At 67.5% G+C, this 13,332-nt stretch carries 9 protein-coding genes; 2 read left to right on the top strand and 7 right to left on the bottom strand.

Annotation, left to right across the window (positions count from 1 at the left end; genetic code table 11):
* Positions 1-49: 49 nt before the first annotated feature.
* Together argJ and A6F68_RS09485 are read left to right on the top strand one after the other, a co-directional pair.
* Positions 50-1,273 carry a bifunctional glutamate N-acetyltransferase/amino-acid acetyltransferase ArgJ gene (argJ, locus tag A6F68_RS09490; protein ID WP_067679118.1) on the top strand — a complete coding sequence of 408 codons (1,224 nt, stop codon included), beginning with the start codon at positions 50-52 and terminating at the stop codon, positions 1,271-1,273.
* A gap of 13 nt (positions 1,274-1,286) precedes the next feature.
* Complete coding sequence (locus A6F68_RS09485) at positions 1,287-2,084, top strand: inositol monophosphatase family protein (RefSeq protein WP_067679115.1); 798 nt, start codon at positions 1,287-1,289, stop codon at positions 2,082-2,084.
* Here A6F68_RS09485 and trxA read toward each other — a convergent pair.
* From trxA to A6F68_RS09450, 7 genes are read right to left on the bottom strand one after another with little or no spacing between them, the layout of a single operon-like run.
* Positions 2,081-2,401: a thioredoxin gene (gene trxA / locus A6F68_RS09480; RefSeq protein ID WP_067679112.1), complete on the bottom strand. Its 321-nt coding sequence runs from the start codon at positions 2,399-2,401 to the stop codon at positions 2,081-2,083. The two genes, A6F68_RS09485 and trxA, sit on opposite strands and share 4 nt — an antisense overlap.
* Positions 2,402-2,446: 45 nt before the next feature.
* Positions 2,447-5,899 (bottom strand): double-strand break repair helicase AddA, encoded by a 3,453-nt coding sequence (addA, locus tag A6F68_RS09475; RefSeq protein ID WP_067679109.1) that lies wholly within the window; start codon positions 5,897-5,899, stop codon positions 2,447-2,449.
* The gene (gene addB / locus A6F68_RS09470) at positions 5,896-8,844 is read right to left on the bottom strand and encodes a double-strand break repair protein AddB (RefSeq protein WP_067679106.1); all 2,949 of its coding nucleotides are present in this window, start codon (positions 8,842-8,844) and stop codon (positions 5,896-5,898) included. Before addB ends, addA begins: the two co-directional genes overlap by 4 nt.
* Positions 8,837-9,559: a nucleotidyltransferase family protein gene (locus A6F68_RS09465; protein ID WP_198152578.1), complete on the bottom strand. Its 723-nt coding sequence runs from the start codon at positions 9,557-9,559 to the stop codon at positions 8,837-8,839. Before A6F68_RS09465 ends, addB begins: the two co-directional genes overlap by 8 nt.
* Complete coding sequence (locus tag A6F68_RS09460) at positions 9,556-10,530, bottom strand: aminoglycoside phosphotransferase family protein (RefSeq protein ID WP_067679103.1); 975 nt, start codon at positions 10,528-10,530, stop codon at positions 9,556-9,558. Before A6F68_RS09460 ends, A6F68_RS09465 begins: the two co-directional genes overlap by 4 nt.
* A complete protein-coding gene (tsaE, locus tag A6F68_RS09455) occupies positions 10,527-10,964 on the bottom strand; it encodes a tRNA (adenosine(37)-N6)-threonylcarbamoyltransferase complex ATPase subunit type 1 TsaE (protein WP_067679100.1) in 438 nt (145 codons plus the stop codon). Before tsaE ends, A6F68_RS09460 begins: the two co-directional genes overlap by 4 nt.
* Complete coding sequence (locus tag A6F68_RS09450; RefSeq protein WP_067679097.1) at positions 10,961-13,300, bottom strand: sensor histidine kinase; 2,340 nt, start codon at positions 13,298-13,300, stop codon at positions 10,961-10,963. Before A6F68_RS09450 ends, tsaE begins: the two co-directional genes overlap by 4 nt.
* Positions 13,301-13,332 lie beyond the last annotated feature (32 nt).

Here is a 13,332-nt window from a genome sequence, read left to right as displayed (position 1 = left end):
CTTGCTACTTTCCGTCCCTATTGCGCCACGATTACAAAAGGGTAAGCGCGTGTCCACCGTATCCCCCCTCGCTGTCCCCTTTCCCGAAGCGCCGCACATCGCGGGTGCAACGCCGCGCATTGCCCGCGCAGGATACAAGGACTGGGGACGCTGCGACCTGACGTTTGTCGAACTGACCGAAGGCACAACCGTTGCGGGCGTGTTCACGAAGAACGTCTGTTGTTCCACCGAGGTCGAACTGGGCCGCGAGCAGGTCGTGCTCGGCCGCGCCCGCGCGCTGGTGGTCAACGCGGGTAATTCCAACGCCTTCACAGGCTATCGCGGACGCGAGGCGGTCGAGGCGATCATGGGCCAGGTGGCCGCGCATCTGGGATGCGAGCCGAGCGATGTGTTCGTCTCATCGACCGGTGTGATCGGGGTTCCCTTGCCCAAGGACAAGGCGCGCGCGGGACTCGACGCCGTGTTTGCAGCGCCCGAGTGCTCGTGGGAAGACGCGGCGGCCACGATCGGAACCACCGATACCTTCACGAAAGGCGCGGTGGCCACCGCAATGCTGGGCGATAAAAAGGTCACGCTGGTCGGCATCGTCAAGGGCAGCGGGATGATCGCGCCCGACATGGCCACGATGCTGGGCTACGTGTTCACCGATGCCGCGGTTGCGGCACCCTTCCTCCAGCAATGCCTTTCGGCTGCAAGCGACGGAACCTTCAACTGCATCACGGTCGACGGCGACACGTCGACGAGCGACACCGTCCTCGCTTTCGCGACCGGGAAGGCGGGGAACACCCCCCTCGCCACCTTCGACGATCCCGGCGCGGATGCCTTCGCCGCCGCGCTTCACGACGTCTGCCGCCAGCTGGCCCACCTCGTCGTTCGGGACGGCGAAGGCGCGCAGAAGTTCATCGAGATCGCGGTTACTGGTGCCGTGAGCGACGAAAGTGCGCGCAGGGTCGGCCTCGCTGTCGCCAACTCCCCGCTGGTGAAGACTGCCATCGCGGGGGAAGACGCCAACTGGGGGCGTGTGGTGATGGCGGTCGGCAAGGCCGGCGAACCCGCCGATCGCGACCGGCTCTCGATCGGCTTCGGCGGCACCTGGGCCGCGCGCGACGGGCAGCCGCTGGCGGATTACGACGAGGCACCGGTAGCCGAGCACCTCCGAGGGCAGGATGTCGTCATCGAGATCGACCTGGGGCTCGGCGATGGATGCGCCAACGTGTGGACCTGCGATCTCACCCACGGGTACATCTCGATCAACGCCGACTACCGCTCGTGATGGGCCGCAAACGATGAGCGCGCTCGACGACGAGATGCTGGCGCTGATGCGTTTCGTGTCGCAGCGCACGATCCTGCCGCGCTGGCGCAACCTTGCCGAAGGCGACATCATCGAGAAGGCGCAGGATGAGCTTGTCACCGTCGCCGACCGCGAAGCAGAGGCGTTCCTCACCGAGGCGCTGACGAAGCTCGCTCCGGATGTCCCGATCGTCGGCGAGGAGGCGGCGCACGCCGACCCTTCGGTGCTAGATCATCTGTCCGGTCAGTGCTGGATCGTCGATCCGATCGACGGGACGCACAACTATGCACACGGCAAGTCGCCATTCGGCATCATGGTCGCCCTGGCGGATGCAGGGGAGGCGATCGCAGGATGGATCTACGATCCCGTGCGTGACCGGTTCTGTCACGCGCGGCGCGGCGAAGGTGCCTTCGTCAACGGGGACCGTGTCGAGGCCCGGCCGACAGGCGACGAGCCGCCGGTTGCGGCGATTTCGGTGATTTTTCTCGACCAGCATCGACGCAAGGCCGTCAACGACCACGTAGCGCCGCATTATCGCGTCGTGGAAACGCCGCGCTGCGCCGCCGAACAATATCCTCGACTCGCGCTGGGTGAGAACGACGTGTCGTTCTTCGAACGCACGCTCGCCTGGGACCATGCGGCCGGGGTGCTGTGGCTCAACGAGGCCCGCGGCAAGGTCTGCAGGCCGGACGGATCGCCCTATCGGGTCGACGAGGTCGACCGCACCGGGATAATCGGCGCCGCGAGCCCGGCCTTATGGGACGTGCTCGCGACGCTCTACGCGAAACTCTAGAGTTCGCTCTCGAGCCAGCCCTTGAGCTGGCTCTTCGGGGCAGCGCCGAGCTTCTGCGCGACGGGCTTGCCGTCCTTGAAAAGGACCATGAGCGGGATCGACTGGACGCCGATCTGCCCTGGAACGCCGGTGTTCTCCATGATGTCCATCTTGGCGATGGTCACCTTGTCGCTGAGTTCATCAGCAATCTCTTCGAGCGCCGGGCCGATCATCTTGCACGGACCGCACCATTCGGCCCAGAAATCGACCAGCACGGGCTTGTCGCTGTCGAGCACGTCGGACTGGAAGCTGGCGTCGGTGACGGCGATTGTGGGCATGGGGAATCTCCTGTTGTCGGGCGCCAATCTAGGCATCGTCCGCGTCTACTCAACGGGCGGGAGCGGAAAGCTTTCCGATTTTGCCGACAAGAGGCTCTTGCGCTCGGCCAGCTTGGCTTCAGGAATTTCGATAAGTTGCGGCGTCTGCGTGTACAGCACAGCCGCCCGGACCGCGCGACCGGGATAGATCGCGGCCAGCGCGGCGGCATAGGCAGCCATCTGCCGCAGCGTCGTCTCGGGCACTTCCTCGAGAGTGGCAGGGGGACGGCGCGCGGTCTTGAAGTCGACCACAGTCACGCACTCGCGCTCGACCAGCAGGCGGTCGGCGGTTCCCGCGATAACGAGGCCTTCCACGTTGGCGGCGAGCGGGACCTCGGCAAGCGCGCCCGGCACAAAGACATGCGCGAAGCCCGGCTCCGACAGCACGGCGAGCGCGCTATCGAGCATCTCCGCTTGAGCGATGGGCGACAGATAGCCGGCCTGGCGTTCGAGCCATGCGCGCGCCGTCATTTCGCGCTCGGCGGGCACTACATCGGGCAGGCGCTCAAGCAGCCGGTGGATCAGGACGCCCCGTCGTGCCGCCTCCCTCGCGACCTCGGGCGAAAGCGGCGGATCGCTGCCTTGTTCCGAACCGGCTGCAGACGGTGCAAGCGGGCGCGGCGGGCGCGGTTCCGGACCGATCGGGGCGGTCGCCCATGCCGGCAGCGACACCGGAGCTTGGAGTTGCTCGACCGTGCGAGCGATCGGCGATCCGAGCGCCCCCCATTCCCGGCGCATTCCCCAGATGGGATCGGCGATCTCCTCACCTTCCATCAGCGGAGCGAGGCGTGCGTACCAGGAATCCGGCGCCGGCTCCGTTTCCCGCTTGCCGAGAGCGCCGCCGATGAACAGCGCTTCTTCCGCGCGGGTCATCGCCACGTAGAGAAGGCGCCAGTGCTCGGCGCGCTCGGCAGCTCTGACGGCGGCCTCGGCCTCGCGGATGGGGCCGGCCACCTCGTCCTTGCGAAGCGCAGGCAGCGGCACTTTGCGCCCGCCCCCGCCCGGCAAGCCTTCCGCCAGATCCATTCCGCGCGTGCGGGACGCATCCGGGTTGCCGGCAGCGTCGGCGAGGATCACGATGGGCGCCTGAAGGCCCTTCGATCCGTGGACGGTCATCACCCGAACGAGCCCGCCGCCGTTATCGCTCTCGCGCTTCAGTTCGCCCTCGCCCGAATCGAACCACGCGACGAACCCTGCAAGGCTGGCGGTCGAAGTCGCTGCATAAGCGCTTGCGGCGTTGAGCAGTTCGTCGACCGGGTCATTCACTTCGGGGCCAAGGCGCGAAACGAGCGCCTTGCGCCCTTGCCAGGGGCCAACCAGCATCCAGCGGAGCATCGCTTGCGGTGGCTCGAAGTCGGCGATGCGCAACAGGTCGCGCAGCTTGTCCGCGGTCGCGCGCTGAAGCGGAGCGGTCCCCTGGCGGATATGATCCCACAGCCGTCCCTTCTCGCGCCAACCGTGTGCAAGGAGGTCTTCCTGGCTCCACCCGATGAGCGGACTGACGAGGAGGTTGGCGAGGCTGAGGTCGTCGAGCGGCTGCGCGGCAAAACGCAACGCGGCCATCAGGTCCTTGACGCCCAGCGGGGCGCCAAGGCGCAGGCGGTCGACACCCGCCACAGGAACACCCGCGGCATGAAGGCGCGCAACGATAAGGCCTGCCAGTTCGCGCCGCTTGCGGACGAGGACCATGATGTCGCCGGGTCCGGCGTTACGCCCCCCATCCCGCGACAGGGGAAAGCCGCGCCTGAGCCAGTCTGCGACCTGGTCCGCGATGCGGTTCGCCATCGCCCGCTCGGGTTCGGACAACCAGTCTTCCGGGCCTTCCTCGTCCCCGCCGCCGCGCGCGCTCACCGGGCGCCAGAGCGTGACGAGGCCCGGCCGTTCGAAGCCGACGTGCCGCTCGACGGTCTCGTCGGGACCGATGCCGAAGGCGCCCTGCCCGATCGCGGCGATGGCCGCATCGACGAAGTCGAGCACAGGTTGCGAGGTCCGGTACGACCGCCCGAGACCCAGCGGCAAAAGCGGCTCGATTGACGGATCTTCCGCCGCGAGCGAGTCGATCAGATCGCGGTAATACCCCCGGGCTGCGGCGAAGTTCTCGGGGCTCGTTCCCTGGAAACCGAAGATCGCCTGCTTGTAGTCCCCCACGACGAAAAGCGTGCGCTGGACACCCGGTCGCTGCCCCTCCCCGGCAAAGAAATCGTCGGTGATCGCCCGAACGATGTCCCATTGTGCGCTATTGGTGTCCTGCGCCTCGTCGACCAGCACGTGATCGAACCGCCGGTCGAGCTTGTACCGGATCCACGGTGCGACGTCGGCATTCGAGAGCAGCGCGGCGGCGCGGCGGATCTGGTCGTCGAAGTCGATCAGCCCCTCGCGCGTCTTCGCTTCCTCCCAGGCGAGCGCGAAGCGACGACCGAGCTCGAGCGCCGGTGCGAGAAGTTCGGCGAGTGCCAGCAACACCCGCCGTTCGCGCAAGGCACCAAGCGAAGCCGCGACGGCTTCGGCGTGGACGGCGTACTCCGGGTCGTGCTTTTCCAGGCTGCCCAGCGACCGGGGATCGCCTTTCTGGGTGAACAACGCCGCCTCGACCCTGTCGGCAGCAGCAACCCGCTCCACCCCGCTCGCAGCGAGGAACTCGGCGATAGCATCGACCGACTTCGCTGCGGTCGCCGTGCCCCATGCCATGTTCGCTGCGCGCATTCTTTCGAGCGCCCGGCAGTCGAACACGCCATCGGCGCACAGCTCGGAGAGGCTTTCTTCGCCGGCATCGGCGGGCAATCCCAGCAGGGTTCGGACCCGGTCGCGCATCGGCGGCTGCCAGCTTCCCGCGCCGAACCACATCTCGCGCGCTTCGGCACAACGCATGAGCCACTGCGGCACCTCCGCCGGGCCCATCCGCTCGCTGAGCATGCCCAACGGCGCAAGCACGCCGACGTCGTCCTTTTCCTCCGCCTCGGCGACCATCGCGGCCAGCACCTTGTGCGCCAGGACGTCGCGGTCGCGGTCTTCCATCGGACGCGTGCCCGGAATCAGCCCGGATTCGTCGGGGAATGCCGCAAGTAGCCACTGCGAGAAGGCATGGATCGTGTCGATCCTGAGGCCGCCTCCCGGGCAATCGAGCACGCTCGCAAAAAGGGTTCGCGCCCGATCGATCGTCGCCGCGTCGTTGGGCGCTCCGATCGCGATCAACTCAGTCGCAAGCTTCGTCTCCTCGAGCCGCACCCAGCGCGCCAGAACCGCGTTGATCCGCTCGGCCATTTCCGCCGCGCCCGCCTTGGTAAAGGTCAGGCACAGGATCTGTCCCGGCGATACGTTCGGGCGAAGCAGGAGACGCAGAACGCGTGCCGACAGGACCTGCGTCTTTCCTGTGCCGGCGGACGCGGACAGCCATACGCTGCGGTCGGGGGCGACCGCGCGCGCCTGGTTCTCGGCGAGTGGGTGGACCTTTCCGCTCACGCCAGATCCTCGGTTTCACGCCGCACCCATTCGTCGAGCCGCATAAGCTGGTCGTAAGTCGCGTATCCCGGTGCGTCGGGGTTCAACCGTGCGGTGAAAGCTTCGTTGCCGAGTATCCAGCGATCGAGCGCGTCGTCGAGAAACTCGCGCGCCGTGGGCAGAAATTCGTCCGCCGGGATGCCCTTGAGCTTGCGGCCTTCGAGCACGGGGGTCTCGATGTAACCGAACCCGCCGTCCTTGTTTCGCGCGAGCGACCAGTATTCGAAACGACTGACGGGACCTTCGGCGCCCTCGAACGCACCGTCCTCGACCATCAGACCGAGCGTACCGAGCTGGAGCGCGTACCCTTCCTGTACCTGAGCCCCGCTGGGCGGCCTCCCCGTCTTGTAGTCGATCACAGCGAAGCTGCCGTCGGCGAGGCGGTCGAGGCGGTCGATCCGGCCCTTCACGACCACGCCGCGCCATTCCACCGCGCCCTTCTTTTCCCACAGGACAGGCCCGCGCGCAGGATCCGCCGCTATGGCACTCTCGACCCATTCGAGCGCCTGCAACAGCCGGGGCCGCCACAGCGCCCGCACCAATGGGTGCGCGTTCATCGCCTGGAGCTGCTCGGCGGCGATCTCAGCGAGCGGACGCCCGGTCTCGTGCCAGAGTTCGAGGATCCTGTGGGCCAGCTCGCCTTGCCATTCCGGGCTGGGTTCCGCGTCCAGACCATCGAGTTCGGACAGGCGAAGGATGCTCGAAGCGTAGAACTGAAATGGATCGGCCCGCAGGCGATCCAGCTTCGTAACCGACAACGCGATCCTGCGCTGCGCCGCGCTGGGTATCGGCTGCGGCCGCGGATAGGGTTCGGCTGCCGGAGCGTGGTCGATTGCGGCGGCCATGGCGGGCGCTTGGGCTTCCCGGTGCGCATCTCCCAGCTCCCCGAGCAATGCCTGGACACGCAGGAGGAAGCGCGAAGCGATGGCAGGGCCGCCCTCGTCGCGGCGAGCGCGGCTCAGCACCACTTCCGGCGCACCGAGCACCGCGGCTAGGTCGTGCGCCGAAAGCCCGATGCGGAATTCGGCGCCCGGCACCCCGAGAGCACGCAGGACTGCGGGCGCAAGCAGCGGATCGGTCGAAGGGCGCGCCGGCCAGGTCCCTTCGTTGAGACCGGCGGCGATGACGAGATCGGCGCGCGCCATCCGCGATTCGATCAGACCGTAGATCGCGACCCGGGGGTGTCCTCCATACGGAGGCCGTACCGCGATCGCATCCATTGCATCGCGCAATGCCGAATGCAGGTCGTCCGCCTCCAGCACGGTCCCGGCATCGCGTGCATGGAGACGCAGGTCTTCGACGAAAGCGGCAAGCGCCCTGCCGTCCTCCCGGTCCCACAGGTTGGCCCCGGCCATCGCTTCACCCGCGGTGGCGAGACGGTCCAGCCATTCGGCGAGCGGCAGCCGCTCATCCGACAACAGCGGCGCTAGGATCGCTTCAGCTTCGCCCCACCATTCCGGAACTCGCGCGGCGGCTGCAATCGGTCCAAGCGGCTCGAGGCCCGGCGCGGGCCGTGGTCCCCGCAGCTTCCGCTCGAATGCCCGCAGCGCATCGAGCCACGCCCCGCGCGTTTCGCCCATGCGGACCAGCGGATTGGCAAGCGCGGCGACGAGAGCGACAGGTGCGGCGCGCTCGCCAGCGAGTTCCGCAAGTTGGAGCAGGAAGCGGCCGGCGGTCGTTTCCGAGAGGGCGCGCCCTGCCGAATCGTCGGCCACGAGGTTCCAGCGAGCGAGATGCTGAACGACCCGTCTGGCCAGCCCTCGGTCGGGGGTCACAAGCGCGACCCTCCTCTCCGGAACTTCGACCGCCTCGCGGATGAGCAGCGCGATGGCTTGCGCCTCCGCCTCGGGATTGGCGCTTTCCATCACCCGCACGCCCGAGAGCCGACGCTTGTCGGCCGGCAGGTGGACCCAAGCGCGGCTCGCCTGCGGTGGCAGGAACAGCGAAGAGATCGCGTGGGTACGCTCCGGCGGCCCCTTGCCGATCCCCGCACGGTGCCACTGCTGCACTTCGGCGCGATTGACCCCCATCCGGTTGAGCAGGAGCTTGAGGTGATATTGCGGATGGGTGACCGCGTCGCCGGGGGCGAACGGCGGGTCGCCGGGGTTCTCTCCCGCACCTGCCGCGCCGAGTTCCTCCCACACCTCGTCCGACATCGACAGGTCGAGGTCGGGGAGAATGACTGCGCCCGATGGCAGCTCGCTCACCACGCGCAGCAGGCCGGCCAGCGCCGGCGCCGCCGACGTCACGCCGGCAGCAATTACCGGCGTAGGAGGCGGAGAGGCCCGCCAACGCCGCGCGGCATGCTCGAACAGGCGATTGCGCCGGGCCGACGCATCGAGCTGTCCCGCGGCTTCGAGTTCTGCCAGCCAACGCGCCTGCACCCGCGCAAAACGCTGAAGGGCCGCCCGCCAGTGCTCGGCCATGTCGCCCACGAGGTCGAGCACGCGGTCCTGGAGAAGTTCTTCCGGTCCGATATCCTCGACGAGGAGGCGGTCCATCGTCCGCGCGGTTTCCCGCGCGAGACGCAGCACCGCGGACCCGCGCGGAGCGTCGGCGCCCATCTCGTCGCGCAGTATCTCGGCGAGCCGGAGCCAGCGGCGCGTCGGTTCGACCGCGGGCGGTATGTCGGCACTGCCAAGTGGATCGAGCAGGGCGCCGAGCGTCTCATCGAGATCGAGATCGCCCACCACCGCCATGCGCAGCATCAGGAGGCCTCCGCCGGAAGCACGAACGAAAGCTTCCTGCACGGTCCTTGCCGCGCGGGTCGAGGGTAGCAGTAGCGTAAGGCGGGCGAGCCCCAGATCGGGTTCCGAATAGCGCGGGATCAATCCCGCGACGAGGGCATCAGCAAAGCCGCGATGCGCGGCGATCGAGTAGACTTGCGGCGCGACCCTATCACCCACTCGCCAGCGCCTCCTCTGTGGGCTTGATCGCTTGCGGGCTGCCAACCTCGAACCACTGACCGGTAAAGCTGGTGCCGAACAGGCGCCCTTCTTCCCGCGCGCGCTCCCAAAGCACGTTCGTGCTGAAGGGGCCTTCCGGCGCATCGCGCAAGAGGCGGTGCGAGACGATCTGGATGCCGGTGTAGATGAACGGCGCGATCCGGCCGGGCTTGCGGCGGCTCAGGCGGCCGATCCCGTCCATGTGGAAGTCTCCCGGACCTCGAAAATTGGCCGCCCGTGCGTGGGGCACGACGAGGAGGAGCGCATCCATCTCGTCCGCGTTCCAGCGGGCGGACAGGTCGGCAAAGGCAGTGCGCGGACCGTCGAGCCAGATGTTGTCGGAGTTCAGGCAGAAGAACGGATCGGGCAGGAGCCCGGCGCGGTGCGCCTTGAGCATGCCTCCGCCGGTTTCCAGCAACAGGTCGCGCTCGTCCGATACGATGACCTCGGGCGCCTTGCGGTGCTTCATGTGCGCGATGAGCGGTTCGGGGAGGTAATGCACGTTGACGACCGCGTGCCCCACACCTGCCTCGGCAAGGCGATCGAGCGCATGATCGATCAGCGGTTTGCCCGCGACCCGCACCATGGGTTTCGGCTGCGCCGCCGTCAGCGGACGCATCCGCTTTCCGAGACCGGCCGCCATGACCATCGCGGTGTCGCTGGCGAGCGCAGTCACGTGATCGTCCCGCCCCCGGCTTCGCGAAGCGCACGCGGGATGTTGGCGTCGAACCACGCGGCGACCGGTGCCAGTGCCGGATGCGCCAGATCGCGTTCCATCGCCTCCCAGACGCGGGGGATCATGTCGAGGTAGCGCGGCTTGCCGTCCCGCTTGTAGAGCCGGGTGAAGATGCCGACGATCTTGGCGTTGCGCTGCGCACCGAGCCGGGCGTAGTCGGCTTCGAAGTCCGCACCTGCATCGACCTGCGACTGGTAGCGGTCGAGCATCGCCCGCTCGAGTTCCTTTGAAACGTCGCGCCGCGCGTCCTGCAGCAAGCTGACGAGGTCGTACGCGGGATGGCCCACAAGCGCGTCCTGGAAGTCGATCAGTCCCTGGCCATGCTCGGGCAGCAACATGATGTTCTCCGCATGGTAGTCGCGCAGCACGGTCACGCCCGGGTTCTGCCGGTCGAGCATCGGCGTGAGGACGTCTTTCCAAGCCGAGATATATCCCGGCACATCGATCGAAAGACCCGCCACCGGGCAGTACCATTCTGTCAGCAGGTCGCATTCACGCTGGTAGGTCTGCAGGTCGTAGGGTTCGAAAGGTCCTGCGGGGAGAGCATGGAGCGCGACCAGCGCATCGATCGCGCGCGCATACGCTTCGAACTCCCCGTCGGGGTTGGCGTCGAGCCAGTCGCGCATCCGGTCGTCGCCGAAATCCTCGAGCAGCACCCATCCTTCGCCAGCGTCGGCGGAATAGATCTCCGGTGCCCGCATCGCGTTCTCGGTCAGCCACCGGGCGACGTGGAGGAACGGTTTCGGGTCTTCGTGCGGCGGCGGCGCATGCATCAGCATCGCTTTGCGCTGCCCATGTTGCACCCTGAAGTAGCGCCTGAAGGAAGCGTCACCGGGAATGGGATATATCGCCGCGCCGGCCCATCCGGCTCGTGCGAGGAAATCGGTCAGGCCGTCGGGCAGGGAATTCATGGCAAGCGCCCTAGCCAATCCGCCCCGCCTTCGACAATCGCGACGCGGCCTTTCCCCAGAGTTTCCAACGCAATTGAGAGGCATTGCGGCTCATTGTCGAAGCCGCCGGCATTTTCCGGCCATTCGGCAAGCAGCACCGCGCCTTCGCGATAATCGTCTAGCCCGAGCTCCGCGAGCTCCAACGGGCTCTCCAGACGGTAGAAGTCCGCGTGCACGAGCGGCGGCTCGAGCGCATCGTAGGTTTCGAGTATCGTGAAGGTCGGAGACGGGACTTCCCCAAGATGGCCGAGCGCCGCGATGATTGCGCGCGCAAGCGTTGTCTTCCCGGCCCCGAGTCCGCCGGAAAGGGCAACGACGTCCCCTGCGCGCAGGCGCGTTGCGATACGGTGGCCGAGCGACTCCATCGCTGCAAGATCGGGCAGTTCCAGCCTCACGGGAGGTGGATGGTCGCGAACGTGCCCTCACCCCGACGAGACACGATGTCGAGAGTTCCGCCGTGTGCTTCGACGAGTTGGCGCGCGAGGGGGATGCCGAGCCCCTGCCGGCGCTCGGGCTTGCCGTCCGCTCCCGTGCGCAGTCCCTCGACCGCTCGGCGCAGTTCGTCCTTGCTCATGCCCCTGCCGTTGTCGGAAACCACGATGCGCACCCCGTCCTTCTTGCGCGAGAGGTCGACGAGGATCTTTCCGCCCTTCGGCGTCGCGGCGATGGCATTGTCGAGCAAATGCCCGATCGCGCGGCCCAGCTGCCGCGGATCGGCTTCGACCTTCGATGTTCCACCGCCGCGCAGGTCGAGGCTGAGCCCCCCGTCGACGATGGCGGCTTCACGCTCGCGGACGACCTGCGTGACGAAAGGCAGCAGGTCGAGCTTTTCCCTGGCGAGCGGCAGAAGGCCAGCCTCGCTCTGTGAGAGGTCGAGTACGTTCTCGACCTGGTCGGTCAGGCGATGCACTGCTTCGAGAATGGCCCCGACATACTCGCGGGCCTGTGGGGAGAGTTCCCCCGCGACCCCAGCTTCGAGCAGCTCGGCGAAGCCGCTGATCGATGTGAGCGGTACACGGAACTCGTAGCTCATGTTGGCGAGGAACCGCGTCTTGACCTCGTCGGCCGCCTCCAGCGCCTGCGCCCGCTCGCGCAAGGCGTCCTCGGCATTCTGCGAGTCGGTGATGTCGAGCACCGTGAGCAATCCGTTTCCGTCCGGTAGCGGCACGCCGGCGATCTCGAGCGTGCGTCCATCGGCGAGCGACACCCGCCCACCCGTCTGGCGCCGATCGAGCGTGGCGCCGCGAACGACGTCGCCGATGGCCTTCGCCTGCTTCGGCTTCGACAGGTTCGGGGCGATTCTCTCGATCAGCTCGTCGGCCGTAGGGTGGCCGTCGATATCGGCCTGGTCGAGACCCCAAGCCGCCGCGAAGCGCCGATTCCACAACTGAATGTGTCCGTCAGGCGCGAAAACGGCGAGCGCTTCGAACAGGCTGTCGAACGTGGCCGTTCGCGTACGGAGAAGGGTGTCCCGGGTCGCGGACAACGCGAGACTCTCGGTCCTGTCCTCTGCGATCAGGACGAGACCGCCGTCCGGCATGGGTTGCGCAACGATCCGCAAATGGGTGCCATCGCTCAGCGGCCAGGCTTCCTCGACCGCTTCGTCGGCCAAGAACCAGTCCGCGCGTTCTGCCCGCCATGCCGGGAAGTCCCGCACTTCCGGAGTGCGCCCGGCCTCGCGCGTTTCGCGGAGAAGGCGCTCGAATTCGATCCCTTCGACAGCGCCGGGCCGCATGGCGAAGATGCGCCGGAAAGGCTGGTTGGCCGACAGCAGCCTTCGGTCCGCGCCGAACTGCGCCACGCCGACCGAAAGCTGGTCGAGCATGTCCCGTTGGGCTTCGCGGAAAGCTCTGAACGCGCGGGCCTGCTCTTCCATCTCCTCGATGTCGACCGCGTACCCGGCGACGCCTTCTTCGCCGAGAGGCAGGTCGCTGACCCGCAGCGACCGGCGCTGTCCATTGATCGTCGCGGCCACGATCCGCTCGACCGGAGTCTTCGCTTGGGCCGCCTGCCCTGCAACTTGGGCCGCGGTCAGACCGTCGACCGATTCAACCAGCTCGACCTGTTGCTCGACAACCGTCTCGGCATTCTCGCCTCCGACCGCAGCCACGTAGGCGCGGTTGACGAGCTTGAGCCGGGAATCCGGGCCGCGGAACCACATCGGAAGCGGGGCCGCCTCGATCAGCCCGACGAGCGCGGCAAAGTCGCCCTTCGCGCGCGCCGCTTCGGAGCGCAGTCGCGAAAGCTCGTTCTGGCTCTCGGAGAAATCGAAGACCCAAAGCAGCGCGGAACCGCCCGGCGATACCTGCGGATCGGCAAGCACGCCGCGTACCGCGAGGCTGCGCTGCGATCCCGGCGGGGTAAGCGCCATGCGAAACGGCGCGGCGGTCTTCTGCGTCCGCGAAACATTCGCGGAAAGCTCGGCCAGTTGCTCCGGCGAAATGCCCTTGCCACCTTCCGCTCCGGCGAGGTCGCTGAGATATTGCGGCAGCTTGGATAGCCCAAGCCATCCGGCGAGCCGCTCGCTCGCCTCGATTCGCCCGTCCACCCGGACGATCACGGGAATTGCCGGTGATTCGTCGATCATCCGGACCATGCGGCGCGCAGCCTTGCGGGTGGCTTCCGCCTTGCGCGCCTTGCCGCCGGCAGCGATCATCATCCACGCGGCACCTGCGACCCAGACGGCCAGCAGGAGGCCGAGGAGCGCAAGCGCGGTGGCGTTCAGTTGCATGGGCGGTCAGCTATGCGCGCTGACCGCGCCAT

Origin of the sequence: Tsuneonella dongtanensis (assembly GCF_001698205.1) — a bacterium.
In the GTDB taxonomy this organism is placed as follows: Bacteria; Pseudomonadota; Alphaproteobacteria; order Sphingomonadales; family Sphingomonadaceae; genus Tsuneonella; species Tsuneonella dongtanensis.
Note: the sequence above shows the minus strand (reverse complement) of the source record. Positions and strands in the feature narration are given on the sequence as shown.